Source organism: Streptococcus mitis, from assembly GCF_047460035.1.
GTDB classification, from domain to species: Bacteria; Bacillota; Bacilli; order Lactobacillales; family Streptococcaceae; genus Streptococcus; species Streptococcus mitis_DW.
Genome location: NZ_JASHHB010000001.1, coordinates 138,446 through 164,295, shown reverse-complemented (window position 1 = coordinate 164,295; position 25,850 = coordinate 138,446). Strand labels below are relative to the sequence as shown.

The window sequence follows — 25,850 nt, the reverse complement described above, 5'->3', positions numbered from 1 at the left end:
TTCATTCTAGCACAAGAAAAAAACTTTTGCACAATTCTGCTACGCTTTAAAAAAGTTTATGAAATAGTGGAAATTTCATCCTTATTTTCTCTGAAAAATCGTTTACATGAGTTTATCGATGGATTGGGCTATCTTTTGCTCTGTTCTTGTGTTATACTAGATAGGTTGCAAAGAAAACAGTACTTTTCTTTTGTGGAAAAGAAGCAACACGATTTTGTATCCAGTATATGAAAATACGTCATAAAAAGAAAAGTATAAACTAAGCCCTATAGGGTGGCTTCGCACCACCTTTAGAAAGAAGAATAACGTGAAATTTAATGAATTAAACTTGTCTGCTGATTTGCTAGCAGAGATTGAAAAAGCTGGTTTTGTAGAAGCCAGTCCGATCCAAGAACAAACTATTCCTTTGGCCCTTGAAGGTAAGGACGTTATCGGTCAAGCTCAGACTGGTACAGGAAAAACTGCAGCCTTTGGCTTGCCTACTCTTGAAAAAATTCGTACAGAAGAAGCGACCATTCAAGCCTTGGTCATCGCTCCAACTCGTGAACTAGCTGTCCAAAGTCAAGAAGAACTCTTCCGCTTTGGTCGCAGTAAGGGAGTCAAGGTTCGCTCAGTATATGGTGGATCAAGCATTGAAAAACAAATTAAGGCTCTTAAATCTGGTGCCCATATCGTGGTGGGAACACCTGGTCGCCTTTTGGACTTGATTAAACGCAAGGCCTTGAAATTACAAGATATTGAAACTCTTATTCTTGACGAAGCGGATGAAATGCTCAACATGGGCTTCCTTGAAGATATCGAAGCTATCATTTCTCGTGTCCCTGAAAACCGTCAAACCTTACTTTTCTCAGCAACTATGCCAGATGCCATCAAACGTATCGGTGTTCAGTTTATGAAAGAACCTGAGCATGTGAAGATTGCGGCTAAGGAATTGACAACAGAATTGGTTGACCAATACTATATCCGAGTTAAAGAGCAAGAAAAATTTGATACCATGACTCGTCTCATGGATGTGGAACAACCAGAACTTGCTATCGTATTTGGTCGTACAAAACGTCGTGTAGATGAATTGACTCGTGGTTTGAAAATCCGTGGCTTCCGTGCAGAAGGAATTCATGGAGACCTAGACCAAAACAAACGTCTTCGTGTCCTTCGTGATTTTAAAAACGGTAATCTGGATGTTCTAGTTGCGACGGACGTTGCAGCGCGTGGCTTGGATATTTCAGGTGTGACCCATGTCTATAACTACGATATTCCACAAGATCCTGAAAGTTATGTTCACCGTATCGGTCGTACAGGTCGTGCTGGTAAGTCAGGTCAGTCTATTACTTTCGTATCACCAAATGAAATGGGCTACCTCCAAATCATTGAAAACTTGACTAAGAAACGCATGAAAGGCCTCAAACCTGCAAGTGCAGAAGAAGCCTTCCAAGCTAAAAAACACGTAGCTCTCAAGAAAATTGAACGTGATTTTGCAGATGAGACTATCCGTGCCAACTTTGAGAAATTTGGTAAGGATGCTCGTAAGCTAGCTGCCGAATTTACTCCAGAAGAATTGGCAATGTATATCTTGAGTCTGACTGTTCAAGACCCAGATAGTCTTCCTGAAGTGGAGATTGCACGTGAAAAACCACTGCCATTTAAACCATCAGGTAATGGCTTCGGTGGTAACGCTAAGGGAGGTCGTGGAGGCCGTCGTGGGGACGACCGTCGAGACCGTGATCGCCGTGGCAATGGTCGTCGTGATGATTTCAAAAAAGGAAGTCGTGGCAATGATCGTTTTGATAAGGAAAAACGTTACCGTAAGGATAATAAAAAACCACGCAATACTTCAAGTGAAAAGCAAACAGGCTTTGTGATTCGTAACAAGGGCGATAAATAAGAAAAAGCGGTTCAAAATGAATCGCTTTTTTATATAAGGAGACCGAATGGAAAAGAAAGATAAATAAAATAGATATATTATCTTCTTGTAATATTATAATACACAAAAATAGGGGGCTTGTCAATAGAAAAGAAGCAATTTAATTAAAAATATTCTTGTTTTTTTTAATTGCAATTAAATAAGCAATTTTCAGATAATAATTGAAAATTCAAGCTGTTTATGTTATAATGATAGCGATTAAATTCGAGGTGAAAAATGGCACATTTATTAGAAAAAACTAGAAAAATTACTTCTATCCTGAAGCGTTCAGACGAGCAGTTGCAGGAAGAACTTCCCTACAATGCGATTACCCGTCAATTGGCAGATATTATTGACTGTAACGCCTGTATCGTTAATAGCAAGGGACGTCTCCTTGGCTATTTTATGCGTTACAAAACCAATACAGATCGTGTAGAGCAGTTCTTCCAAACTAAGATTTTCCCAGATGACTACATTCAAGGTGCGAACATGATTTACGATACAGAAGCCAATCTGACAGTTGATCATGATTTGAGTATTTTCCCTGTAGAGAGTCGTTCGGATTTTCCAGATGGTTTGACGACCATTGCACCGATTCATGTATCAGGGATTCGCCTTGGTTCTTTGATTATTTGGCGCAATGATAAAAAATTCGAAGACGAGGACTTGATTCTTGTTGAGATTGCGAGTACCGTTGTTGGGATTCAACTTCTTAATTTCCAACGTGAAGAAGATGAGAAAAATATTCGCCGCCGTACTGCTGTTACCATGGCGGTTAATACCCTTTCTTACTCCGAACTCCGTGCTGTTTCAGCAATTTTAGGGGAATTAAATGGAAATGAAGGGCAGTTGACTGCGTCAGTGATTGCAGACCGTATCGGAATCACCCGTTCTGTGATTGTCAATGCCCTTCGTAAACTTGAATCTGCAGGAATTATTGAAAGTCGCTCACTTGGAATGAAGGGAACCTATCTTAAGGTCTTGATTTCAGATATTTTTGAAGAAGTGAAGAAAAGAGATTACTAATGACTAAGGCTTTAATTTCGATTGACTATACAGAAGATTTTGTTGCAGATAGTGGAAAATTGACAGCAGGTGCTCCAGCTCAGGCTATTTCGGAAGCTATTAGCAAGGTGACTCGATTAGCTTTTGAACGCGGAGATTATATCTTCTTTACCATCGATGCTCACGAAGAAAACGATTGTTTCCATCCAGAAAGCAAGCTATTTCCTCCTCATAATTTGATTGGGACTAGTGGACGGAATTTATATGGAGATTTGGGGGAGTTTTATCAAGAGCATGGTTCAGACAGTCGTGTCTTTTGGATGGATAAACGCCATTACTCTGCTTTTTCAGGGACTGACCTGGATATCCGTTTGAGAGAGCGTCGAATTTCTACCGTTATCTTAACGGGTGTCTTGACGGATATCTGTGTCCTGCATACAGCTATAGATGCCTATAATCTAGGATATGACATCGAGATTGTTAAACCAGCTGTTGCTTCCATCTGGCCTGAAAATCATCAATTTGCCCTAGATCATTTCAAAAATACACTCGGAGCTAAGTTAGTAGATGAAAATCTAAATGAAATTTCAGAGTAATTTGGTTGATGAAATGAAAAAAATTGAAAAAAGTGTTGACAAGCATCCTAAAAGTTGATATACTAGTAAAGTAATCGACGCGGGGATGGCGGAATTGGCAGACGCGCAGGACTAAGGATCCTGTGACCGCTTTAGGTCGTGAGGGTTCAAGTCCCTCTCTCCGCATAGGATAAGAGTTAGCTTAGGCTAGCTCTTTTTTCATCTAATTAAAGTAGAGCAAAAAAATTTTTGCTCTTTTTTTGTATTTCATAAACATTTCATATTTGGATTTTATAATAGTCTTACAAATATGGAGGTGACAAATGAATCCAATCCAAAGAGCTTGGGCTTATGTCAGTAGAAAACGACTGAGAAGTTTTATTTTATTTCTGATTTTATTGGTCCTCTTAGCAGGAATTTCAGCCTGTTTGACGCTGATGAAGTCCAACAAAACAGTGGAAACCAATCTTTACAAATCACTCAATACATCTTTTTCTATTAAGAAGATAGAAAATGGTCAGACCTTCAAGTTATCGGACCTAGCATCAGTTAGCAAGATTAAGGGGCTGGGAAATATCTCTCCTGAACTCGAGACGGTCGCAAAGTTAAAAGACAAGGAAGCGGTGAGTGGAGATCAGAGCGTGGAGCGTGATGATTTGTCAGCTGCGGACAGGAACCTGGTTAGCTTAACGGCTCTTGAGGATTCATCTAAGGATGTGACCTTTACCAGCTCGGCTTTCAACTTAAAAGAAGGGCGACACCTTCAAAAAGGGGATTCCAAGAAAATTCTGATCCACGAAGAGTTGGCTAAGAAGAACGGTCTTTCGCTTCATGACAAGCTTCGCTTGGATGCTGGACAGTCAGAATCTGGCAAGGGACAGACAGTTGAGTTTGAGATTGTTGGCATCTTTTCTGGTAAAAAACAGGAGAAATTCACGGGCTTATCTTCTGACTTCAGTGAAAACCAGGTCTTTACAGACTATGAAAGTAGCCAAAGCCTTTTGGGTAATGGTGAACCTCAAGTCACTGCAGCTCGCTTCTATGTAGAAAATCCTAAGGAAATGGACGGACTCTTGAAGCAGGTGGAAAATTTGGCTTTGGAAAATAACGGCTACCAAGTTGAGAAAGAAAACAAGGCCTTTGAACAAATCAAGGATTCAGTTGCAACCTTCCAAACCTTTCTGACCATTTTCCTTTATGGGATTATGATAGCAGGAGCAGGAGCCTTAATTTTGGTCTTGTCTCTCTGGTTGAGAGAAAGAGTCTACGAAGTGGGGATTTTACTTGCACTTGGAAAAGGCAAGAGCTCGATCTTCCTACAATTCTGTTTAGAGGTAGTTTTGGTATCTTTCGGAGCTTTGCTTCCAGCATTTGTTGCAGGAAACGCCATCACATCTTACCTACTCCAAACTCTATTAGCAAGTGGAGAGCAGGTAAGCTTACAAGACACGCTAGCCAAAGCAAGTGGTCTATCAAGTAGTTTATTATCATTTGCAGAATCCTATGTTTTTCTAGTTCTGCTCAGTTGCTTATCTGTAGCCCTTTGTTTCCTATTCTTATTTAGAAAATCGCCGAAAGAAATTTTATCATCTATTAGTTAAGAAGGAGAAATCATGACTTTATTACAATTACAAGATGTTACCTACCGTTATAAGAACACTGCTGAAGCAGTCCTATATCAGATCAATTATAATTTTGAACCCGGGAAATTTTACAGTATTATTGGGGAGTCAGGAGCAGGGAAATCCACTCTCTTGTCCCTACTGGCTGGTCTAGATAGTCCTGTTGAAGGTTCTATCCTTTTCCAAGGAGAGGACATTCGTAAGAAGGGTTATTCCTACCATCGCATGCACCATATTTCCCTGGTCTTTCAAAATTATAACTTGATAGATTATCTTTCTCCACTGGAAAATATCCGCTTGGTCAATAAAAAGGCAAGTAAGGATACACTTCTTGAACTTGGTCTGGATGAAAGTCAGATCAAGCGGAATGTTCTCCAGTTATCAGGGGGTCAACAGCAACGTGTTGCCATTGCTCGTAGTTTGGTATCAGAAGCTCCAGTTATTCTAGCGGATGAGCCAACAGGAAATCTGGACCCTAAAACTGCTGGAGATATTGTCGAACTGCTCAAATCACTTGCCCGGAAAACAGGTAAATGTGTAATCGTCGTCACACACAGTAAAGAAGTGGCGCAAGCATCAGATATTACACTTGAGTTGAAGGACAAGAAACTGACTGAAACTCGCAATACGACGAAATAATATGAGCTTTTTCTGTTATACTCTTCGAAAATCAAATTCAAACCACGTCAGCGTCGCCTTACCGTACTCAAGTACAGCTTACGGCTAGCTTCCTAGTTTGCTTTTTGATTTTCATTGAGTATCAGAACTATAAAATAGAACAAAATCTAGAAAGGGAACCTATGTTACACAATGCATTTGCCTATGTTACAAGGAAGTTTTTCAAATCGATTGTCATCTTCCTGATTATTCTCCTCATGGCGAGCTTGAGTTTGGTCGGCTTGTCGATCAAGGGAGCTACTGCCAAGGCTTCTCAGGAGACCTTTAAAAATATCACCAACAGCTTCTCCATGCAAATCAATCGTCGCGTCAATCAAGGAACGCCACGTGGTGCTGGGAATATCAAGGGTGAAGATATCAAAAAAATCACCGAAAATAAGGCCATTGAGTCTTATGTGAAACGCATCAACGCTATCGGAGATTTGACTGGATATGAACTTATCGAAACTCCAGAAACCAAGAAAAATCTGACACCTGACCGTGCTAAACATTTTGGAAGTAGCTTGATGATTACAGGTGTCAATGACTCCTCTAAAGAAGACAAGTTTGTCTCTGGTTCTTATAAATTGGTTGAAGGAGAGCACTTAACAAACGACGACAAGGACAAGATCCTCCTGCACAAGGACTTGGCAGCCAAACACGGCTGGAAAGTAGGGGACAAGGTCAAACTGGACTCCAATATCTATGATGCAGACAATGAAAAAGGTGCCAAGGAAACAGTCGAAGTGACAATCAAGGGACTCTTTGATGGTCACAATAAGTCAGCAGTAACCTACTCGCAAGAACTCTATGAAAACACAGCTATCACAGACATTCACACTGCTGCGAAACTTTATGGATACACAGAAGATACAGCTATTTATGGGGATGCAACCTTCTTTGTAACAGCGGACAAGAACTTGGATGATGTTATGAAAGAGTTGAATGGCATCAGCGGTATCAACTGGAAGAGCTATACACTCGTTAAGAGCTCCTCTAACTACCCAGCTCTAGAGCAATCCATTTCTGGTATGTACAAGATGGCCAATCTCCTATTCTGGGGTAGCTTGAGCTTCTCAGTTCTTCTCCTTGCCCTCTTGCTCAGCCTTTGGATTAACGCCCGTCGCAAGGAGGTGGGAATCCTCCTCTCTATCGGTCTCAAGCAGGCAAGTATCTTGGGTCAATTCATCACTGAATCCATCTTGATTGCCATCCCTGCTCTTGTTTCTGCTTACTTCTTAGCTACTTACACAGCGCGTGCAATCGGAAATACTGTTCTTGCCAATGTCACTTCAGGTGTTGCCAAGCAAGCTAGCAAGGCTGCTCAAGCCTCTAACCTTGGTGGTGGTGCAGAGGTAGATGGCTTTAGCAAGACCTTGTCGAGCCTAGATATTTCCATTCAGACATCGGACTTTATCATTGTCTTTGTCCTTGCCTTGGTCCTAGTGGTTCTCGTTATGGCGCTTGCTTCAAGCAATCTCCTCAGAAAACAACCAAAAGAGCTCTTGCTAGATGGTGAATAACAAACTTGCTACCTATTCTCCCCTAAATGGGGTATAATATAGGTAGCATTTTTATCTATTTCATCTTGATAATACTCTTCGAAAATCTCTTCAAACCACGTCAGCTTCACCTTGCCGTATATATGTTACTGACTTCGTCAGTTCTATCTACAACCTCAAAGCAGTGCTTTGAGCAACCTGCTGCTAGCTTCCTAGTTTGCTCTTTGATTTTCATTGAGTATAAGGCTTCTTCCTTTCAGGATGAAACTGATATAATTTACAAGAAATTTAAAGGAATGTGAAAGATTTTTCTATGAAAATTTTAATTGTAGAAGATGAAGAGATGATCCGTGAGGGTATCAGTGATTATTTGACGGATTGTGGCTATGAAACCATTGAGGCTGCAGATGGGCAAGAAGCCTTAGAAAAATTTTCCAGCTATGAGGTGGCCTTGGTTTTACTGGATATCCAGATGCCTAAACTCAATGGTCTGGAAGTGCTAGCTGAGATTCGCAAAACCAGCCAGGTTCCTGTCTTGATGCTTACCGCCTTTCAGGATGAGGAATATAAGATGAGTGCCTTTGCCTCTCTGGCAGATGGCTATCTGGAAAAGCCCTTCTCTCTCTCCCTCTTAAAAGTGAGGGTGGACGCGATTTTCAAGCGCTATTATGATATGGGACGAATCTTCTCCTATAAGGATGCCAAGGTAGACTTTGAGAGCTACAGTGCTAGCCTAGCAGGTCAAGAAGTGCCTATCAATGCCAAAGAGTTAGAAATCCTTGACTACTTGGTGAAAAATGAAGGAAGGGCCTTGACCCGATCTCAGATAATCGATGCCGTCTGGAAAGCGACAGATGAGGTTCCCTTTGACCGTGTCATTGATGTCTATATCAAGGAACTGCGGAAAAAGCTAGACCTGGACTGCATCCTTACTGTGCGCAATGTTGGTTATAAATTGGAGCGAAAATGAAACGAACAGGTTTATTTACAAAGATATTTATCTATACCTTCTCGATTTTTAGTGTTCTAGTCGTCTGTCTCCATTTAGCCATTTATTTTCTCTTTCCCTCGACTTATCTGACCCACCGTCAGGAAACCATTGGTCAGAAAGCGACAGCCATTGCCCATTCCCTAGAAGGGAAAGATAGGCAGAATATCGAGCAAGTCTTAGACTTGTATTCTCAGACTAGTGAGATCAAGGGGGCCGTCAAGGGCGAGATGACCGAGGACAAATTAGAAGTCAAGGACAGCCTTCCTCTGGATACAGACCGCCAGACAACCTCCCTCTTTATCGAGGAGCGCGAGGTGACAACGCAAGACGGTGGTACCATGACTCTCCAGTTTTTAGCGTCCATGGATTTGCAAAAGGAAGCAGAGCAGATCAGTCTCCAATTTCTTCCCTATACCTTGCTGGCATCCTTTCTGATTTCCCTTTTGGTGGCCTATATCTATGCTCGGACTATCGTTGCCCCGATTTTGGAAATCAAGCGGGTGACCCGACGGATGATGGAACTAGATACCCAAGTGCGATTGCGCGTGGATTCCAAGGATGAGATCGGTGATCTCAAAGAACAAATCAATAGCCTCTACCAACATCTTTTGACTGTTATTGCGGACTTGCATGACAAGAATGAAGCTATTCTCCAGCTGGAAAAGATGAAGGTCGAATTCCTACGAGGGGCTTCTCATGAATTGAAAACACCGCTGGCTAGTTTGAAAATCCTGATCGAAAACATGAAAGAAAATGTCGGTCGTTATAAGGATAGAGACCGCTATCTGGGAGTAGCCTTAGGAATTGTGGATGAGCTTAATCACCACGTTCTCCAGATACTTTCTCTCTCGTCTGTGCAGGAATTAAGAGATGATAGGGAAGAAATTGACCTATACCAGATGACGCAAACTCTAGTCAAGGATTATGCCTTGCTAGCCAAAGAAAGAGAACTCCAGATAGACAATAGTTTGACACATCAGCAGGCTTGTCTAAACCCATCAGTTATGAAGTTGATTCTTTCTAACCTCATCAGCAATGCCATCAAGCATTCTGCTCCAGGTAGTTTGGTTCGTATTGGAGAGAGAGAAGGGGAACTTTTTATAGAAAATAGCTGCAGTCCAGAAGAACAAGAAAAACTAGCCCAGTCTTTTTCTGACAATGCTAGTCGCAAGGCCAAGGGTTCTGGGATGGGGCTCTTTGTGGTCAAGAGTCTATTAGAACATGAAAAATTACCTTATCGTTTTGAGATGAAGGAGAATCGTTTGACCTTCTTCATAGCTTTTCCAAAAGTCGCCCAAGACTAGGGAGAGAAAGGGTTTACATAGAGGAAGCTAGAAGAAATTCAATCGAAACTGCGGGAAAAACTAGATTTTTTTGTCAAAAAGTGATAAAATGAACAATGTAAATGGGATGACCCATAAAAATATACAGGAGGCCTGATAAAATGGCAATCGTTTCAGCAGAAAAATTTGTCCAAGCAGCTCGTGACAACGGTTATGCAGTTGGTGGATTTAACACAAACAACCTTGAGTGGACTCAAGCTATCTTGCGTGCAGCAGAAGCTAAAAAAGCTCCAGTTTTGATTCAAACTTCAATGGGTGCTGCTAAATACATGGGTGGTTACAAAGTTGCTCGCAACTTGATCGCTAACCTTGTTGAATCAATGGGTATCACTGTACCAGTAGCTATCCACCTTGACCACGGTCACTACGAAGATGCACTTGAGTGTATCCGAGTTGGTTATACTTCAGTTATGTTTGATGGTTCACACCTTCCAGTTGAAGAAAACCTTGAAAAAGCTCGTAAAGTTGTAGAATTTGCTCATGCAAATGGTGTATCAGTGGAAGCTGAAGTTGGTACTATCGGTGGTGAAGAAGACGGAATCATCGGTGATGGTGAATTGGCTCCAATCGAAGACGCTAAAGCAATGGTTGAAACTGGTATCGACTTCTTGGCAGCTGGTATCGGTAACATCCACGGTCCTTACCCAGCAAACTGGAAAGGTCTTCACCTTGATCACTTGCAAAAATTGACTGAAGCTGTTCCAGGATTCCCAATCGTATTGCACGGTGGATCAGGTATTCCTGATGAGCAAATCCAAGCAGCTATCAAACTTGGTGTTGCGAAAGTTAACGTTAACACTGAATGCCAAATCGCATTCGCTAACGCAACTCGTAAATTTGCTCGTGACTACGAAGCAAACGAAGCAGAATACGACAAGAAAAAACTCTTCGACCCACGTAAATTCTTGGCTGACGGTGTAAAAGCTATCCAAGCATCAGTTGAAGAACGTATCGACGTATTCGGTTCAGAAGGTAAAGCTTAATCTAGCTGAATAATACAGATGAAACCTGCCCATTGGGTGGGTTTTTTGGTGTTTTAAGGAGACTATTAAGCCAGAATTTTGGACTAATACTCTTCGAAAATCTCTTCAAACCACGTCAGCTTTATCTGCAACCTCAAAGCTGTGCTTTGAGCTACCTGCATCTAGCTTCCTAGTTTGCTCTTTGATTTTCATTGAGTATAAAAATACCACTTTAAGAGAAAAAATTTCAATTTCATAAACTTTAGGCAAACGCTTGCATTCCATTTCTTATTGGATTATAATAGGTTGGTATAAAGCCTTCTGTAATAATATTGAGAAGGTGTAGAAAGTAAGGATTTAGAATATTTGTAGTCAAAAACACAATGTTGCTATTCCTTACATAGGGAGATAGATATGGCAATGATAGAAGTGGAACATCTTCAGAAAAACTTTGTGAAGACTGTTAAGGAACCGGGCTTGAAGGGGGCTTTGCGCTCCTTTATTCATCCTGAAAAGCAGACCTTTGAAGCGGTCAAGGATTTGACCTTTGAGGTTCCAAAAGGACAAATTTTAGGCTTTATTGGGGCCAATGGTGCTGGGAAGTCGACAACCATTAAAATGCTGACAGGAATTTTGAAACCGACATCTGGTTTTTGTCGGATTAACGGCAAAATTCCGCAAGACAATCGCCAAGATTATGTCAAGGATATTGGAGTTGTCTTTGGACAACGTACCCAGCTATGGTGGGATTTGGCTCTGCAAGAGACCTACACGGTGTTAAAAGAGATTTACGATGTGCCGGATTCGCTCTTCCACAAGCGCATGGATTTTTTAAATGAAGTCTTGGATTTGAAGGACTTTATCAAGGATCCCGTGCGGACTCTTTCACTAGGGCAGCGCATGCGGGCGGACATTGCAGCTTCCTTGCTTCACAATCCCAAGGTTCTCTTTTTAGATGAGCCGACCATTGGTTTGGATGTTTCGGTCAAGGATAACATTCGTCGGGCCATTACCCAAATCAATCAGGAAGAAGAAACAACCATTCTTTTGACGACTCACGATCTGAGTGATATTGAGCAGCTCTGTAATCGGATCTTTATGATTGATAAGGGGCAGGAGATTTTTGATGGAACGGTGAGCCAGCTCAAGGAAACCTTTGGAAAGATGAAGACTCTTTCTTTTGAACTGCTACCAGGTCAAAGTCATCTCGTCTCTCACTATGAAGGCCTGCCTGATATGGCCATTGATAGACAGGGAAATAGCCTCAACATTGAATTCGATAGTTCTCGCTACCAGTCAGCTGACATTATCAAGCAAACCCTGTCTGATTTTGAAATCCGAGATTTGAAGATGGTAGATACGAATATTGAGGATATTATCCGTCGCTTCTATCGAAAGGAGCTCTAAGATGGTCAAATTGTGGAGACGTTATAAACCCTTTATCAATGCAGGTGTTCAGGAATTGATTACCTATCGAGTCAACTTTATTCTCTATCGGATCGGCGATGTCATGGGTGCTTTTGTGGCTTTTTATCTCTGGAAGGCTGTCTTTGATTCTTCGCAAGAGTCCTTGATTCAGGGCTTTAGTATGGCAGATATCACCCTCTACATCATTATGAGTTTTGTGACCAATCTTCTGACTAGGTCAGATTCGTCCTTTATGATTGGGGAGGAGGTCAAGGATGGTTCCATTATCATGCGCTTGTTGAGACCGGTGCATTTTGCGGCCTCCTATCTTTTCACTGAGCTTGGTTCCAAGTGGTTGATTTTTATCAGCGTTGGCCTTCCATTTTTAAGTGTCATCGTGTTAATGAAAATCTTATCCGGGCAAGGGATGGTAGAAGTGCTGGGATTAACTGTTCTTTATCTTTTTAGCTTAACGCTAGCCTACCTGATCAACTTTTTCTTTAATATCTGCTTTGGATTTTCAGCCTTTGTCTTTAAAAATCTATGGGGTTCTAATCTACTCAAGACTTCCATAGTGGCCTTTATGTCAGGAAGTTTGATTCCCTTGGCTTTCTTTCCAAAGGTTGTTTCAGATATTCTCTCCTTCCTGCCTTTTTCATCCTTGATCTACACTCCTGTCATGATCATTGTTGGGAAATACGATGCCAATCAGATTCTTCAGGCACTCGCTTTGCAGTTTTTCTGGCTCTTAGTGATGGTGGGCTTGTCTCAGTTGATTTGGAAACGAGTCCAGTCCTTTATCACCATTCAGGGAGGTTAGTATGAAAAAATATCAACGCATGCATCTGATTTTTATCAGACAATACATCAAACAAATCATGGAGTATAAGGTTGATTTTGTGGTGGGGGTTTTAGGAGTCTTTCTGACTCAAGGATTGAACCTCTTGTTTCTCAATGTCATCTTTCAACATATTCCATCCCTAGAAGGTTGGACTTTTCAAGAAATTGCCTTTATTTATGGTTTTTCCTTGATTCCTAAGGGCTTTGACCATCTCTTTTTTGACAATCTTTGGGCTCTGGGACAGCGCTTGGTGCGAAAAGGTGAGTTTGACAAGTATCTGACTCGTCCCATCAATCCTCTCTTTCATATCCTAGTTGAGACTTTTCAGATTGATGCCTTGGGAGAACTTTTGGTCGGGGGTATTTTACTAGCAACAACTGTGACCAGCATTGCTTGGACCCTTCCAAAATTCCTACTTTTCCTAGTCTGTATTCCCTTTGCGACCTTGATTTATACTTCCTTGAAAATCGCGACAGCTAGTATCGCTTTTTGGACCAAGCAGTCAGGCGCCATGATTTACATTTTTTATATGTTCAATGACTTTGCCAAGTACCCGATTTCGATTTATAATTCATTTCTTCGTTGGTTAATCAGTTTTATTGTACCTTTTGCCTTTACGGCCTACTATCCTGCCAGCTATTTCTTGCAGGACAAGGATGTAATCTTTAACATCGGAGGTTTGATATTGATTTCTCTGGTTTTCTTTGTCATTTCCCTTAAACTTTGGGATAGGGGCTTAGATGCCTACGAAAGTGCGGGTTCGTAAATAATAGAATATCAAAGCCTTGTCTCAGGACAGGCTTTTTTTTAATAGAGATGAAAATTTCTTGACACCTATTCTCAGAGTGCTATACTGTAAGTGTAATCGCCGATTTAGCTCAGTTGGTAGAGCAAGGCACTCGTAAAGCCTAGGTCACAGGTTCAAACCCTGCAATCGGCAAAGTGAAGAAACTCATTCTACTGGGTTTCTTTTTATTTTATCTTAACGATTTAACCACTTAGACTGATATAGAGACCAGATAGGCAAAAGCACTTGTTCTTGACACTGACCTCTGCTATAATGATTTTTGTAAGGGACGTGAGGAGTCAGTATCAGATAACTCAAGTTCATAAAAAAGAAATTGGAGACAAACAAATGAAAAAATTATTAGGGATTGTATTTTTAGTAGTAGCAGCGACAGTAGTGTATTTTGGTTCTGTTGGATGGCCAAGTTTGGATGTCAGCCTATGGTCACTGATTCCGGTAGGATTGTTCCTCTTTTTCACTCTAGAGAATCTTTGGAAAAAAGATTACAAAGCTAGTCTGATGTGTTTGATTATTGCCTTTATCATTGCGAATGCAATTTTGGATCTATTGCCGATTTCAAGTGGCTTGGTGATTGGAGCAGGTGTGCTGGCTTGTGTAGGTATTGGTTATCTATTTCCTGATAAAGAGAGTAAATAGAAATTATTGAAAAATAGATAAAGAAAAAACACTTCAATCACTGTATTTCAGTTTGATTGAGGTGTTTTCGATTTAGTTTTTTATTTCTGAGCCATCAATTCAACAATCATCTCGATATACATGACAAGGGTTAATAAGAATCCTGCACGCCAGAAGAATTTGATGAATTTAGGATAGTAAAAACTGCGTTTTTTCAGAAGGAAGAAAAAGACGAGAATAATGGCTAGGACTGAGAGGGCTAGGCCCAGTCTAGGGAGGAAATTATGGGTAAAGGTTTTAGCTGTAATAAGGTAATATTCAAATACCAAGACTGGAAAAGCCAAATCCGCAAAGTTTCGTCCTAGTTTTTTTAATCTAAAAAGTTTGGTTATGATAATGCAGACTACTAAGGTCAGTATCAATAATAAAATAGATGCTAATTTCATTAAAATCATACCCATATTGTATCATAAAAAATCGCTAATGGAAACGAGAAACAGAGGAATTTATAGGAAAGTCAGGCTTTTGAGATTGTAGATGTTTTTTGTTATAATGAAAGTTATGAAATCTTATAACACCTTGAATGATTATTATCGAAAACTCTTTGGAGAAAAGACCTTTAAAGTCCCGATTGATGCGGGATTTGACTGTCCCAATCGTGATGGAACTGTGGCTCATGGAGGCTGTACTTTTTGTACGGTTTCAGGTTCTGGAGATGCTATTGTAGCACCAGATGCGCCTATCCGTGAGCAATTTTATAAGGAAATTGACTTTATGCACCGCAAGTGGCCAGATGTTCAGAAGTATCTGGTTTATTTTCAAAATTTTACCAACACCCATGAAAAGGTTGAAGTTATTCGAGAGCGCTATGAGCAGGCTATCAACGAGCCAGGTGTGGTAGGAATCAATATTGGAACGCGCCCAGACTGTTTACCCGACGAAACCATCGAATATTTGGCTGAGTTGTCGAAACGCATGCATGTGACGGTTGAATTGGGCTTGCAGACCACTTATGAGGCAACCTCTGATCTGATTAACCGTGCCCACTCCTATGAATTGTACGTGGAGACGGTCAAGCGTTTGAGAAAATATCCCAAGATTGAGATTGTTTCTCATTTGATCAACGGACTTCCTGGTGAAACCCATGAGATGATGATTGAAAATGTCCGCCGTTGTGTCACGGATAACGATATTCAAGGGATTAAACTGCACTTGCTTCACCTGATGACCAATACTCGTATGCAACGGGACTACCACGAGGGACGTTTGCAACTGATGAGTCAGGACGAATATGTCAAGGTCATCTGTGACCAACTGGAAATCATTCCCAAGCATATCGTCATCCATCGAATCACAGGAGATGCACCTAGAGATATGCTGATTGGGCCTATGTGGAGCCTCAATAAGTGGGAAGTGCTCAACAGCATTGAGATGGAGATGCGACGTCGTGGAAGTATTCAAGGATGCAAGGCTGTAAAACAGGAGTTTGAAAATGAAAAGACCACTTGAGATGGCACATGATTTTTTGGCTGAGGTAGTGACTCAGGATGATATCGTAGTGGATGCGACCATGGGTAATGGTCATGACACGATTTTTTTAGCGAAACTAGCTAAGCAAGTCTATGCCTTTGATATTCAGGAGCAAGCCTTGGAAAAGACCCAAGAGCGTTTGGACCAAGCTGGAATGACAAATGCCCAGTTAATCTTGCAAGGTCACGAGACACTGGACCAGTTTGTGACAGAAGCCAAGGCAGGGATTTTTAATCTGGGCTATTTGCCATCAGCTGATAAGTCAGTCATTACCCAACCTCAGACAACGATTGAAGCATTAGAAAAGCTGTGTCATTTGCTTGTCAAAGGTGGACGGATTGCTATCATGATCTATTATGGTCATGAAGGAGGCGACCTAGAGAGGGATGCTGTCTTGGATTTTGTCAGCCAGTTGAACCAACAAGAGTACACAGCTGCCATTTACCGAACCCTGAACCAAGTCAACAACCCACCGTTTTTAGTGATGATTGAAAAATTAGAGAGATATAGACATGGATAAACAATACCTACGTGAAAAGCTGGATGCCATGCGCCAGAATTTTGTCGAATCAACCCACCACGAACGAGCGGTGGGTGTGTTAGACCAAGCACACATGAGCAAAAAAATGCTTAAAATCAAGAAAAAATTAGTTGCTCTTGAGATGGAACGGTGCCAGAGAAAAATTGAGCACAAAGACTGTTCCAAGATTGACCAAAAAATCAAAGAGCAGAAGGAGATATTTGAATCCTGTTGTAAAAAAGATTAAGGAGGACGTGCGTGGAATTACTGATTTACCTCATCCTATTTTTACTGGTCTTGATTGTCTCAAGTACAACCAATAAGCTCCTGCCCTTTTTGCCCCTCCCTTTGGTCCAAATTCTTTTGGGAATTGTGATTGGTCTCTTTTTACCCAATACCGACTTTCACCTCAATACAGAGTTGTTTTTGGCACTGGTTATTGGGCCCTTGCTTTTTCGAGAGTCGGAAGAAGCGGACATTACGGCTATTTTAAAACACTGGCGAATCATTGTTTATCTCATATTTCCAGTGATTTTCATCTCGACCCTGAGTTTGGGTGGCTTGTCCCATCTTCTTTGGCTCAGTCTTCCCTTGGCGGCTTGCTTGGCTGTTGGGGCGGCACTTGGCCCTACGGACTTGGTAGCCTTTGCCTCTCTTTCGGAGCGGTTTAGCTTTCCTAAGCGCGTGTCCAATATCCTTAAGGGTGAAGGACTCTTGAATGATGCTTCTGGTTTGGTTGCCTTTCAGGTAGCTTTGACAGCTTGGACAACGGGAGCCTTTTCCCTTGGGCAAGCGAGCAGTTCGCTCATCTTTTCAATCCTAGGCGGTTTTTTAATTGGCTTTTTAACAGCCATGGTCAACCGTTTCCTTCACACATTCTTGCTAAGTGTGCGCGCAACGGATATTGCTAGTGAGCTCCTTCTGGAATTGAGTTTGCCCTTGGTGACCTTCTTCCTGTCAGAAGAAGTCCATGTTTCAGGGATTATTGCCGTTGTGGTTGCTGGGATTTTAAAGGCAAGCCGTTTTAAGAAAATTACACTCCTCGAAGCCCAAGTGGATACGGTGACCGAGACGGTCTGGCATACAGTGAACTTTATGCTCAACGGTTCTGTCTTTGTGATTTTAGGGATGGAGCTGGAAATGATAGCAGAACCTATCTTGACCAATCCAATCTATAATCCCTTACTTTTATTGGGATCTCTTATCGCCCTTACCTTTGTCCTCTTTGCCATTCGTTTTGTCATGATCTATGGTTATTATGCCTATAGGACTAGACGTCTCAAGAAAAAGCTAAATAAGTATATGAAGGACATGCTTCTTTTGACATTCTCAGGTGTTAAGGGAACCGTGTCGATTGCTACAATCCTTCTGATACCAAGTAATCTAGAGCAGGAGTACCCTCTCTTGCTTTTCCTTGTCGCAGGTGTGACGCTTGTAAGTTTTTTAACAGGCCTCGTGGTCTTGCCTCATCTTTCTGATGAACAGGAAGAAAGCAAGGATTATCTCATGCATATCGCCATTTTGAATGAAGTAACGCTAGCGTTGGAAAAAGAGTTGGAAGATACCAGAAATAAGCTCCCTCTCTATGCAGCCATTGACAATTACCATGGACGTATTGAAAATCTCATACTGAGTCAAGAAAATAAGGGGTCTCAAGAAGACTGGGAGGCCTTGAAACTTCTCATCCTCAGTATTGAAAGTGATGGTTTAGAACAGGCTTACGAAGAGGACAAGATGAGTGAGCGTGCCTATCGAGTCTACCAACGTTATTTGAAAAACATGGAACAAGGTATCAATCGCAAGTTTGCTTCACGATTGACCTATTATTTCCTTGTTTCCTTGCGAATTTTACGTTTTCTCCTACACGAAGTCTTTACCTTAGGCAAGACCTTCCGTAGTTGGAAAAATGAAGAATCACAGAAACTCAGAGCCCTTGACTATGACCAAATTGCAGAGCTCTATCTAGAAAATACAGAGATGATTATTGAAAGTTTGGAGAACCTTAAAGGGGTTTATAAGAGTTCTTTAATCAGCTTTATGCAGGATTCTCGTCTCCGAGAAACAGCTATTATTACCAGTGGTGCCTTTGTTGAACGGGTTATCAATCGTGTTAAGCCCAACAATATCGATGAAATGCTGAGAGGCTATTATCTGGAGCGCAAGTTGATTTTCGAATATGAAGAGAAACGATTGATTACGACCAAGTATGCCAAGAAATTACGACAAAATGTGAATAACTTAGAGAACTATTCTCTCAAGGAAGCTGCCAATACCCTGCCTTATGATATGGTGGAATTGGTAAGAAGAAATTAGTTAATACTCTTCGAAAATCTCTTCAAACCACGTCAGCTCTATCTGCAACCTCAAAACAGTGTTTTGAGCAACCTGCGGCTAGCTTCCTAGTTTGCTCTTTGATTTTCATTGAGTATAAGATTGTAAGTGAAGGAGTGTGACATGAAGAAGTGGTGGAAAGAGCTGACAGACAAGTCTTTAGTAAAAGCTTTTTTGCATTATTATCAAGCATCAGATAGTGAGTTGACCAGTGTCGCAGTGGCCTACTATTGGTTGATTTCGATTTTCCCCCTACTTTTGGTGGTGGTCAATATCCTCCCTTATTTTCAGATTCCAGTTTCTAATTTTTTAAAGGTTGTCAATGAATTCTTGCCGGATACCATGTATGATGTGGTCGCAAAGATTATTACAGAAGTGCTGACCCAACCTTCAACGGGTTTATTGAGTTTTGCGGTTTTGTCAGCCCTCTGGACCTTTTCAAAATCCATGAATTTCCTACAGAAAGCCTTTAATAAAGCTTACGGAGTAGCAAAAAATCGTGGACTGATTTCCCATCAGCTCATGAGTTTGTTTGTCAGTTTTGGCTTGCAGATTCTCTTTGCTTTAGCCCTCTTTCTCAGTGTCTTTGGTCGCATGCTCCTCAACCTTATCAAAAGCTATTGGAAATCGGATAGTCCTCTCTTTGATTATCTGCAAGACCTAACAGGCCCTTTGGTCTATGCCTTGATTTTTGCCATCCTGGTCATGCTTTATTATTTCCTGCCCAATGTTAAGGTGCGAAGGATTCGCTCTGTATTGCCAGGTAGTGCCTTTGTCTTGTTGACTCTGGTCTTACTGCTCAATATCTTTTCAGTCTATGTCAACAATTATGTCAATCATCTAGTGGACGTCCGTTTTTTCAGTTCCGTCGTCGTGGTGGTCATGATGTTCTGGTTTATTCTCATCGCTAAGATTTTGATTGTCGGCGCGGTGATCAATGCCAGTGTTCAGAGTTTGAAAGATCCGAGCTTTAGAATAAATTAATTTCATTTTTTATCCATTACAAAACGCATACTATCAGGTTTTATAAAACCTTGATAATATGCGCTTTTTGATTGTGAAAATTAATAGATAAACATGGCATCACCAAAACTAAAGAAGCGGTAGTGTTCTTGAATGGCATGGTGATAAGCGTCTAAGATTAATTCACGGCCTGCAAAGGCAGAAACCAACATGACCAGAGTTGATTTTGGCAGGTGGAAGTTGGTTGAGAAGGCATCCACGATCTTCCATTCATAGCCAGGTTTGATAAAGATATTGGTCCAGCCAGAATCTGCTTGGATTTGCCCATCAAACTTGGAACCAATAGTCTCTAAGGTGCGGATAGAAGTGGTTCCGACAGCGATGACGCGACCACCATTTTCCTTAACAGAGCGAAGGGTGGCAGCAGCTTCCTCAGAAAGCTGGTAGAATTCTGAGTGCATTTCGTGTTCGTCCAGATTGTCAACTGAAACGGGTCTAAAGGTTCCGAGTCCGACATGAAGAGTCAGATAGACTAGATGAACACCCTTAGCTTGGATTTTTGCCAGCAATTCTTTGGTGAAGTGAAGACCAGCAGTAGGTGCAGCAGCAGAGCCACTTTCCTTGGCGTAAACAGTTTGATAGCGTTCACGGTCATCCAGTTTTTCATGGATATAAGGCGGTAGCGGCATTTCACCCAGACTTTCCAAAACTTCTAGGAAAATTCCTTGGTATTCAAAGCGGACAATGCGGCCCCCGTGAGTCAATTCTTCCGTAACAACAGCGCTGAGACGGCCATCACCAAAGCTAACGCGAGTGCCGACCTTGAGGCGTTTGGCAGGTTTTGCCAGAACTTCCCACTCGTCTCCACTAGTGTTTTTAAGGAGGAGAAGTTCCACATGGCCTCCTGTCTCCTCTTTTTGACCATAGAGGCGGGCAGGGAGAACTCGGGTGTCGTTCATAACAAGAGCATCACCAGGTTCCAGCATATCAATAATAGAGTGGAAGTGTTTATCCTGCATTTCTCCCGTCTCACGGTTGACGATGAGGAGTTTAGAGGCGTCCCGTTTTTCAAGAGGCGTTTGGGCAATCAATTCCTCGGGTAAGTGGAAATCAAAATCAGCTGTATTCATATATTTGTTCATTCTTTCTAAGTTCTAATCTTATCCATTATAACATGTTTCAAGTATAGTCGCTCTTTTTTTGAAAATTAAATCGTTTTTACTTGACAAAAATTGGTCTATACCATATAATAAATATAGATTAAAGCGGAGGATGAAAAGATGAAAGTCATTAAAGTTGAAAACCAAATCGAAGGTGGAAAAGTTGCTTTTGAGATTTTGAAGGAAAAAATAGCCAACGGCGCTAAAACCCTAGGACTTGCGACTGGAAGTAGCCCACTTGAATTTTACAAGGAAATTGTTGAGAGTGACCTTGATTTTTCAAATTTAACCAGTGTGAACCTTGATGAGTATGTAGGACTTGATGGAGATAATCCACAGTCTTACCGTTACTTCATGCAAGAAAACTTGTTTAACCAAAAACCGTTTAAAGAAAGTTTCTTGCCTCGTGGGGTTAAGGACAATGCTGAAGCTGAAGTTGAACGCTACAACCAAGTTTTGGCTGACCATCCAGTTGACCTCCAAATTTTGGGAATCGGTCGCAATGGACATATCGGATTTAATGAACCCGGTACTCCATTTGACAGTCAAACTCACCTTGTAGAACTTGACAAGTCTACTATTGAAGCAAACGCACGTTTCTTTGACAAGATTGAAGACGTCCCAACTCAAGCCATTTCAATGGGGATTAAAAATATCTTGGATGCCAAGTCAATCCTTCTATTTGCTTATGGTGAGTCGAAAGCAGAAGCCATTGCAGGAACAGTGTCTGGCCCAGTGACTGAGAACCTACCAGCAAGTAGCCTCCAAAATCACCCTGATGTGACCATCATTGCAGATGCTGAAGCGCTCAGCTTGTTAGAAAAATAAAAAAATGAACTCTTTCAGTTTCTCTATTTAATTGATGCTTTCAAGACTTGAATAAATGGCAAAAAAATCAAAATTAAACCGGATTTTTTCTTGACAATTATTCCTTTTACGTGTAGAATAGAATAGATCTTGAACTTGAAGGGAGTGAAAAAAATGTCTAAAACAGTAGTACGTAAGAATGAATCTCTTGACGACGCACTTCGTCGTTTCAAACGTGCGGTTACTAAAGCTGGTACTCTTCAAGAAACACGCAAACGTGAATTCTATGAAAAACCTTCTGTAAAACGTAAACGTAAATCAGAAGCAGCTCGTAAACGTAAAAAATTCTAATTAGAAATGAAAGGCTGGAGAAATCTAGTCTTTTTTCTTTTAATACTCTTCGAAAATCTCTTCAAACCATGTCAACGTCGCCTTGCCGTACTCAAGTACAGCCTGCGGCTAGTTTCCTAGTTTGCTCTTTGATTTTCATTGAGTATAAATAAATACTTCAAAGCCTGCAAAAATCTGAAACTTCTAAGGACAATTTGATATAATAGTAAAAAGAACTCGATTGAAGGAGGAAATGATGTCGGTTTTAGTAAAAGAAGTGATTGAAAAGCTTAGACTAGACATTGTCTATGGCGAACCAGAATTACTTGAAAAGGAAATTAATACCGCGGACATTACGCGACCTGGTCTTGAAATGACGGGCTATTTTGACTATTATACGCCTGAGCGGATTCAACTTTTGGGAATGAAGGAGTGGTCCTATCTCGTTTCGATGTCCTCTCACAACCGTTACCAAGTCTTGAAAAAAATGTTTCTACCTGAGACACCTGCGGTCATTGTTGCTCGTGGTTTGGTGGTTCCAGAGGAGATGCTAAAGGCAGCCAGAGAATGTAAGATTGCCATTTTAACCAGCCGTACGGCAACCAGTCGTTTATCTGGAGAGTTATCTAGTTATCTGGATTCACGTTTAGCAGAACGGACCAGTGTGCACGGTGTCTTGATGGATATCTATGGAATGGGTGTCTTGATTCAAGGTGATAGTGGCATCGGTAAGAGTGAGACAGGTCTAGAGCTTGTCAAACGTGGTCACCGCTTGGTAGCCGATGATCGTGTCGATATCTTTGCCAAGGATGAGATTACTCTTTGGGGTGAACCAGCTGAAATCTTGAGACACCTGATTGAAATTCGTGGGGTTGGGATTATCGATGTCATGAGCCTCTACGGTGCGAGTGCCGTCAAGGATTCTTCACAAGTCCAGCTGGCTGTTTATTTGGAAAATTACGATACACATAAAACTTTTGATCGTCTTGGAAACAATGCAGAGGAAATAGAAATTTCTGGCGTAGCCATTCCTCGTATCCGCATTCCAGTGAAAACAGGTCGTAATATCTCTGTCGTGATTGAGGCTGCTGCCATGAATTATCGTGCCAAGGAAATGGGCTTTGATGCGACGCGTTTGTTCGAAGAACGCTTGACCAATCTCATTGCTCAAAACGAGGAGGTGCCTAATGTTTGATCCAATTGCGATTCATCTAGGCCCTCTAGCCATTCGATGGTATGCCTTGTGTATTGTAACAGGCTTGATTCTTGCGGTTTATTTGACCATGAAAGAAGCACCTAGAAAGAAGATCATACCAGACGATATTTTAGATTTTATCTTGATAGCCTTTCCTCTGGCTATTTTAGGAGCTCGTCTCTATTATGTTATTTTCCGTTTTGATTACTATAGTCAGAACTTGGGAGAAATTTTTGCCATTTGGAATGGTGGTTTGGCTATTTACGGTGGTTTGATAACTGGGGCTATTGTACTCTATATCTTTGCTGATCGTAAACTCATCAATACTTGGGATTTCCTAGATATTGCGGCGCCTAGCGTCATGATTGCCCAAAGTTTGGGTCGCTGGGGCAATTTCTTTAACCAAGAAGCCTATGGTGCAGCAGTGGATAATCTGGATTATCTACCTGGCTTTATTCGTGACCAGATGTATATTGAGGGGAGCTACCGTCAACCGACCTTCCTTTATGAGTCTCTATGGAATCTACTTGGATTTACTTTAATTTTGATATTCAGACGAAAATGGAAGAGCCTTAGACGAGGTCATATCACTGCCTTTTACTTGATTTGGTATGGTTTTGGTCGTATGGTCATCGAAGGTATGCGGACAGATAGTCTCATGTTCTTTGGTCTTCGAGTGTCTCAATGGCTATCAGTTGTCCTTATCGGTCTTGGTATTTTTATCATTCTATATCAAAATCGAAAGAAGGCCCCTTACTATATTTCAGAGGAGGAAAACTAAATGTTAGAAGTTGCATATATTCTTGTAGCCCTTGCTTTGATTGTATTTTTAGTGTATTTAATCATTACTGTACAAAAGCTTGGACGTGTTATTGATGAAACAGAGAAGACGATTAAAACCTTGACTTCAGATGTGGATGTGACCTTGCATCATACCAATGAATTGCTGGCTAAGGTCAATGTCTTGGCAGATGATATTAATGTCAAGGTAGCAACGATTGATCCACTCTTTAGTGCTGTTGCAGATTTATCTCTATCTGTTTCCGACCTCAATGACCATGCGCGTGTCTTGAGCAAGAAAGCTTCATCAGCTGGATCAAAAACACTCAAGACTGGTGCAAGTCTGTCAGCTCTTCGTCTTGCAAGTAAATTTTTCAAAAAATAAAAAAGGAGAATTCTTATGGGTAAACTATCCTCAATCCTTTTAGGAACCGTTTCAGGTGCAGCTCTTGCCTTGTTTTTAACAAGCGACAAGGGCAAACAAGTTTGCAGTCAGGCTCAAGATTTTCTAGATGATTTGAGAGAAGATCCGGAGTATGCCAAGGAGCAGGTCTGTGAAAAACTAACAGAAGTTAAGGAGCAGGCTACAGATTTTGTTCTGAAAACCAAAGAACAGGTTGAGTCAGGTGAAATCACTGTGGACAGTGTCCTTGCTCAAGCCAAATCATGTGCTCGTCAAGCGACAGAAGCATCAAAAAATCAATTCAATAATCTCAAGGAGCAATGGCAAGAAAAGGCCGAAACTCTTGATGAATCAGAAGAGATTGTTATTGACATAACAGAAGAATAAACCATCACCATCTCTGGACGGACTATGTATCTGGGGATGGTGATTTTTTTCTCGTAGCCTGTCTTTGTGGTATAATAAGTACTATGCAGAAGAAACCAACGTCAGCCTATGTGCACATCCCATTTTGTACCCAGATTTGTTATTATTGTGACTTTTCAAAAGTTTTTATCAAGAATCAGCCGGTAGATAGTTATTTGGAGCATCTGTTAGAAGAGTTTCAATCTTATGATATTCAAAAGTTGAGAACCCTCTATATCGGTGGTGGCACACCGACAGCTTTGTCAGCTTCTCAACTGGAGGTGTTATTGAAGGGCTTGACTAAAAACTTGGACTTGTCTGTCTTAGAAGAGTTGACCATTGAAGCCAATCCAGGCGACTTGGATGCGAATAAGATAGCTGTTTTGAAGAACTCGGCTGTCAATCGTGTTTCGCTAGGTGTGCAGACCTTTGACGACAAGATGCTGAAAAAGATTGGGCGCAGTCATTTGGAGAAGGATATTTATGAAAATATCGACCGACTGAAACTGGCTGGTTTTGACAACATCTCCATTGATTTGATTTATGCGCTACCTGGCCAGACTATGGAGCAAGTAAAGGACAATGTGGCTAAGGCCATTGGACTGGATATTCCCCATATGAGTTTGTATAGCTTGATTTTGGAAAATCATACGGTCTTTATGAACCGTATGCGACGAGGAAAATTGCCTCTGCCTAAGGAGGAACTGGAAGCTGAGATGTTTGAGTACATCATTGCAGAGCTGGAGCGAGCTGGTTTTGAGCATTATGAGATTTCCAATTTTTCCAAACCCGGTTTTGAAAGTCGTCACAATCTCATGTACTGGGACAATGCTGAGTACTATGGCATTGGTGCTGGTGCATCTGGTTATGTCAATGGTATTCGCTATAAGAATCATGGTCCCATTCGTCATTACCTCAGTGCAGTTGAGGAAGGTAATGCGCGTATCACAGAAGAGCACCTGAGTCAAAAAGAGCAAATGGAAGAAGAAATGTTCCTAGGGCTCCGCAAGAAATCAGGGGTCTCCAGGGTACGATTTGAGGAAAAATTTGGACGGTCTTTTGATGGACTTTATGGAGAAATTGTCAAGGACTTGGTTCAACAAGGTCTCATGCAAATAGAGGGTGACCGCGTGCGCATGACAAAAAGAGGTCTCTTTTTGGGAGACACCGTAGCAGAACGATTTATTTTGGAGTAGAA

Annotated in this window: 27 protein-coding genes and 2 tRNA genes; 27 read left to right on the top strand and 2 right to left on the bottom strand. The window is 41.3% G+C overall.

The window, feature by feature from the left end:
* Positions 1-307 precede the first annotated feature (307 nt).
* From cshA to QM956_RS00780, 15 genes are all read left to right on the top strand, one after another.
* Positions 308-1,882 (top strand): degradosome RNA helicase CshA, encoded by a 1,575-nt coding sequence (gene cshA, locus QM956_RS00850; protein ID WP_414302079.1) that lies wholly within the window; start codon positions 308-310, stop codon positions 1,880-1,882.
* A 255-nt stretch (positions 1,883-2,137) separates the two neighbouring features.
* Positions 2,138-2,926, top strand: a complete 789-nt coding sequence (codY, locus tag QM956_RS00845) for a GTP-sensing pleiotropic transcriptional regulator CodY (protein ID WP_115904820.1) — start codon at positions 2,138-2,140, stop codon at positions 2,924-2,926.
* The gene (locus tag QM956_RS00840) at positions 2,926-3,501 is read left to right on the top strand and encodes a cysteine hydrolase family protein (protein WP_261019995.1); all 576 of its coding nucleotides are present in this window, start codon (positions 2,926-2,928) and stop codon (positions 3,499-3,501) included. The genes codY and QM956_RS00840 overlap by 1 nt, the downstream gene beginning before the upstream one ends.
* A gap of 79 nt (positions 3,502-3,580) precedes the next feature.
* Positions 3,581-3,666: transfer RNA gene (locus tag QM956_RS00835), tRNA-Leu, on the top strand.
* 137 nt (positions 3,667-3,803) lie between these two features.
* Positions 3,804-5,081 (top strand): ABC transporter permease, encoded by a 1,278-nt coding sequence (locus QM956_RS00830; RefSeq protein ID WP_261019996.1) that lies wholly within the window; start codon positions 3,804-3,806, stop codon positions 5,079-5,081.
* Positions 5,082-5,093: 12 nt separating this feature from the next.
* On the top strand, positions 5,094-5,741 hold the full coding sequence (gene vex2, locus QM956_RS00825) for an ABC transporter ATP-binding subunit Vex2 (protein WP_049502390.1): 648 nt from the start codon (positions 5,094-5,096) through the stop codon (positions 5,739-5,741).
* A gap of 161 nt (positions 5,742-5,902) precedes the next feature.
* Entirely contained in the window at positions 5,903-7,282 is a 1,380-nt protein-coding gene (gene vex3 / locus QM956_RS00820; protein WP_125456621.1) for an ABC transporter permease subunit Vex3, read from the top strand.
* A 292-nt stretch (positions 7,283-7,574) separates the two neighbouring features.
* Complete coding sequence (gene vncR, locus QM956_RS00815; protein ID WP_102211216.1) at positions 7,575-8,231, top strand: response regulator transcription factor VncR; 657 nt, start codon at positions 7,575-7,577, stop codon at positions 8,229-8,231.
* On the top strand, positions 8,228-9,556 hold the full coding sequence (gene vncS / locus QM956_RS00810) for a sensor histidine kinase VncS (RefSeq protein WP_414302078.1): 1,329 nt from the start codon (positions 8,228-8,230) through the stop codon (positions 9,554-9,556). Before vncR ends, vncS begins: the two co-directional genes overlap by 4 nt.
* 140 nt (positions 9,557-9,696) lie before the next feature.
* Positions 9,697-10,578: a class II fructose-bisphosphate aldolase gene (locus QM956_RS00805; protein WP_023946263.1), complete on the top strand. Its 882-nt coding sequence runs from the start codon at positions 9,697-9,699 to the stop codon at positions 10,576-10,578.
* Between the two features lie 393 nt (positions 10,579-10,971).
* Positions 10,972-11,964, top strand: coding sequence for an ABC transporter ATP-binding protein (locus tag QM956_RS00800; RefSeq protein ID WP_414302077.1), 993 nt, complete (start codon positions 10,972-10,974; stop codon positions 11,962-11,964).
* Position 11,965: 1 nt separating this feature from the next.
* Positions 11,966-12,784: an ABC transporter permease gene (locus tag QM956_RS00795; protein WP_045606003.1), complete on the top strand. Its 819-nt coding sequence runs from the start codon at positions 11,966-11,968 to the stop codon at positions 12,782-12,784.
* A gap of 1 nt (position 12,785) precedes the next feature.
* Positions 12,786-13,571 carry an ABC transporter permease gene (locus QM956_RS00790; protein ID WP_261117654.1) on the top strand — a complete coding sequence of 262 codons (786 nt, stop codon included), beginning with the start codon at positions 12,786-12,788 and terminating at the stop codon, positions 13,569-13,571.
* Between the two features lie 101 nt (positions 13,572-13,672).
* Positions 13,673-13,745, top strand: a tRNA-Thr gene (locus QM956_RS00785).
* Between the two features lie 195 nt (positions 13,746-13,940).
* Positions 13,941-14,249, top strand: coding sequence for a hypothetical protein (locus QM956_RS00780; protein WP_049502194.1), 309 nt, complete (start codon positions 13,941-13,943; stop codon positions 14,247-14,249).
* An 80-nt stretch (positions 14,250-14,329) separates the two neighbouring features.
* On the opposite strand, the gene QM956_RS00775 is transcribed toward QM956_RS00780, so the two are convergent.
* On the bottom strand, positions 14,330-14,689 hold the full coding sequence (locus QM956_RS00775) for a DUF3397 domain-containing protein (RefSeq protein WP_023945634.1): 360 nt from the start codon (positions 14,687-14,689) through the stop codon (positions 14,330-14,332).
* Between the two features lie 91 nt (positions 14,690-14,780).
* Here QM956_RS00775 and mnmL point away from each other — a divergent pair, with 91 nt between their 5' ends.
* The 5 genes from mnmL to QM956_RS00750 all read left to right on the top strand — a co-directional run bounded on the left by mnmL (position 14,781) and on the right by QM956_RS00750 (position 19,593).
* The gene (gene mnmL / locus QM956_RS00770; protein ID WP_025172881.1) at positions 14,781-15,737 is read left to right on the top strand and encodes a tRNA modification radical SAM protein MnmL/YtqA; all 957 of its coding nucleotides are present in this window, start codon (positions 14,781-14,783) and stop codon (positions 15,735-15,737) included.
* Positions 15,721-16,278 (top strand): tRNA 5-(aminomethyl)-2-thiouridylate-methyltransferase MnmM, encoded by a 558-nt coding sequence (gene mnmM / locus QM956_RS00765; RefSeq protein WP_265483304.1) that lies wholly within the window; start codon positions 15,721-15,723, stop codon positions 16,276-16,278. Before mnmL ends, mnmM begins: the two co-directional genes overlap by 17 nt.
* Positions 16,271-16,525 (top strand): hypothetical protein, encoded by a 255-nt coding sequence (locus tag QM956_RS00760; protein WP_000361085.1) that lies wholly within the window; start codon positions 16,271-16,273, stop codon positions 16,523-16,525. The genes mnmM and QM956_RS00760 overlap by 8 nt, the downstream gene beginning before the upstream one ends.
* A gap of 11 nt (positions 16,526-16,536) precedes the next feature.
* Entirely contained in the window at positions 16,537-18,591 is a 2,055-nt protein-coding gene (locus QM956_RS00755; protein ID WP_414302076.1) for a cation:proton antiporter, read from the top strand.
* A gap of 141 nt (positions 18,592-18,732) precedes the next feature.
* Positions 18,733-19,593 (top strand): YihY/virulence factor BrkB family protein, encoded by an 861-nt coding sequence (locus QM956_RS00750; protein WP_414302075.1) that lies wholly within the window; start codon positions 18,733-18,735, stop codon positions 19,591-19,593.
* An 80-nt stretch (positions 19,594-19,673) separates the two neighbouring features.
* On the opposite strand, the gene queA is transcribed toward QM956_RS00750, so the two are convergent.
* Positions 19,674-20,702, bottom strand: coding sequence for a tRNA preQ1(34) S-adenosylmethionine ribosyltransferase-isomerase QueA (gene queA, locus QM956_RS00745; RefSeq protein WP_414302074.1), 1,029 nt, complete (start codon positions 20,700-20,702; stop codon positions 19,674-19,676).
* A gap of 150 nt (positions 20,703-20,852) precedes the next feature.
* Between queA and QM956_RS00740 the strand changes: the two genes are divergently transcribed.
* The 7 genes from QM956_RS00740 to hemW all read left to right on the top strand — a co-directional run bounded on the left by QM956_RS00740 (position 20,853) and on the right by hemW (position 25,848).
* On the top strand, positions 20,853-21,560 hold the full coding sequence (locus tag QM956_RS00740; RefSeq protein ID WP_049499531.1) for a glucosamine-6-phosphate deaminase: 708 nt from the start codon (positions 20,853-20,855) through the stop codon (positions 21,558-21,560).
* Positions 21,561-21,713: 153 nt separating this feature from the next.
* Positions 21,714-21,890 carry a 30S ribosomal protein S21 gene (gene rpsU, locus QM956_RS00735; protein ID WP_000048054.1) on the top strand — a complete coding sequence of 59 codons (177 nt, stop codon included), beginning with the start codon at positions 21,714-21,716 and terminating at the stop codon, positions 21,888-21,890.
* 235 nt (positions 21,891-22,125) lie between these two features.
* Positions 22,126-23,064 (top strand): HPr(Ser) kinase/phosphatase, encoded by a 939-nt coding sequence (gene hprK / locus QM956_RS00730; RefSeq protein WP_049516049.1) that lies wholly within the window; start codon positions 22,126-22,128, stop codon positions 23,062-23,064.
* Positions 23,057-23,845, top strand: coding sequence for a prolipoprotein diacylglyceryl transferase (gene lgt / locus QM956_RS00725; protein ID WP_004258516.1), 789 nt, complete (start codon positions 23,057-23,059; stop codon positions 23,843-23,845). Before hprK ends, lgt begins: the two co-directional genes overlap by 8 nt.
* On the top strand, positions 23,846-24,229 hold the full coding sequence (locus QM956_RS00720) for a DUF948 domain-containing protein (RefSeq protein WP_000895040.1): 384 nt from the start codon (positions 23,846-23,848) through the stop codon (positions 24,227-24,229).
* A 15-nt stretch (positions 24,230-24,244) separates the two neighbouring features.
* Positions 24,245-24,634: a YtxH domain-containing protein gene (locus QM956_RS00715; RefSeq protein WP_004258510.1), complete on the top strand. Its 390-nt coding sequence runs from the start codon at positions 24,245-24,247 to the stop codon at positions 24,632-24,634.
* Between the two features lie 83 nt (positions 24,635-24,717).
* The gene (gene hemW, locus QM956_RS00710) at positions 24,718-25,848 is read left to right on the top strand and encodes a radical SAM family heme chaperone HemW (protein WP_004258506.1); all 1,131 of its coding nucleotides are present in this window, start codon (positions 24,718-24,720) and stop codon (positions 25,846-25,848) included.
* The last annotated feature ends 2 nt before the right edge of the window (positions 25,849-25,850 follow it).

Excerpts from the sequence above, each read along its gene's own strand:
- codY (WP_115904820.1), top strand. The coding sequence starts at position 2,138 with ATGGCACATTTATTAGAAAAAACTAGAAAAATTACTTCTATCCTGAAG.
- QM956_RS00840 (WP_261019995.1), top strand. The coding sequence starts at position 2,926 with ATGACTAAGGCTTTAATTTCGATTGACTATACAGAAGATTTTGTTGCA.
- QM956_RS00830 (WP_261019996.1), top strand. The coding sequence starts at position 3,804 with ATGAATCCAATCCAAAGAGCTTGGGCTTATGTCAGTAGAAAACGACTG.
- vex2 (WP_049502390.1), top strand. The coding sequence starts at position 5,094 with ATGACTTTATTACAATTACAAGATGTTACCTACCGTTATAAGAACACT.
- vex3 (WP_125456621.1), top strand. The coding sequence starts at position 5,903 with ATGTTACACAATGCATTTGCCTATGTTACAAGGAAGTTTTTCAAATCG.
- vncR (WP_102211216.1), top strand. The coding sequence starts at position 7,575 with ATGAAAATTTTAATTGTAGAAGATGAAGAGATGATCCGTGAGGGTATC.
- vncS (WP_414302078.1), top strand. The coding sequence starts at position 8,228 with ATGAAACGAACAGGTTTATTTACAAAGATATTTATCTATACCTTCTCG.
- QM956_RS00805 (WP_023946263.1), top strand. The coding sequence starts at position 9,697 with ATGGCAATCGTTTCAGCAGAAAAATTTGTCCAAGCAGCTCGTGACAAC.
- QM956_RS00800 (WP_414302077.1), top strand. The coding sequence starts at position 10,972 with ATGGCAATGATAGAAGTGGAACATCTTCAGAAAAACTTTGTGAAGACT.
- QM956_RS00795 (WP_045606003.1), top strand. The coding sequence starts at position 11,966 with ATGGTCAAATTGTGGAGACGTTATAAACCCTTTATCAATGCAGGTGTT.
- QM956_RS00790 (WP_261117654.1), top strand. The coding sequence starts at position 12,786 with ATGAAAAAATATCAACGCATGCATCTGATTTTTATCAGACAATACATC.
- QM956_RS00780 (WP_049502194.1), top strand. The coding sequence starts at position 13,941 with ATGAAAAAATTATTAGGGATTGTATTTTTAGTAGTAGCAGCGACAGTA.
- QM956_RS00775 (WP_023945634.1), bottom strand. The coding sequence starts at position 14,689 with ATGGGTATGATTTTAATGAAATTAGCATCTATTTTATTATTGATACTG.
- mnmL (WP_025172881.1), top strand. The coding sequence starts at position 14,781 with ATGAAAGTTATGAAATCTTATAACACCTTGAATGATTATTATCGAAAA.
- mnmM (WP_265483304.1), top strand. The coding sequence starts at position 15,721 with ATGAAAAGACCACTTGAGATGGCACATGATTTTTTGGCTGAGGTAGTG.
- QM956_RS00760 (WP_000361085.1), top strand. The coding sequence starts at position 16,271 with ATGGATAAACAATACCTACGTGAAAAGCTGGATGCCATGCGCCAGAAT.
- QM956_RS00750 (WP_414302075.1), top strand. The coding sequence starts at position 18,733 with ATGAAGAAGTGGTGGAAAGAGCTGACAGACAAGTCTTTAGTAAAAGCT.
- queA (WP_414302074.1), bottom strand. The coding sequence starts at position 20,702 with ATGAATACAGCTGATTTTGATTTCCACTTACCCGAGGAATTGATTGCC.
- QM956_RS00740 (WP_049499531.1), top strand. The coding sequence starts at position 20,853 with ATGAAAGTCATTAAAGTTGAAAACCAAATCGAAGGTGGAAAAGTTGCT.
- rpsU (WP_000048054.1), top strand. The coding sequence starts at position 21,714 with ATGTCTAAAACAGTAGTACGTAAGAATGAATCTCTTGACGACGCACTT.
- hprK (WP_049516049.1), top strand. The coding sequence starts at position 22,126 with ATGTCGGTTTTAGTAAAAGAAGTGATTGAAAAGCTTAGACTAGACATT.
- lgt (WP_004258516.1), top strand. The coding sequence starts at position 23,057 with ATGTTTGATCCAATTGCGATTCATCTAGGCCCTCTAGCCATTCGATGG.
- QM956_RS00720 (WP_000895040.1), top strand. The coding sequence starts at position 23,846 with ATGTTAGAAGTTGCATATATTCTTGTAGCCCTTGCTTTGATTGTATTT.
- QM956_RS00715 (WP_004258510.1), top strand. The coding sequence starts at position 24,245 with ATGGGTAAACTATCCTCAATCCTTTTAGGAACCGTTTCAGGTGCAGCT.
- hemW (WP_004258506.1), top strand. The coding sequence starts at position 24,718 with ATGCAGAAGAAACCAACGTCAGCCTATGTGCACATCCCATTTTGTACC.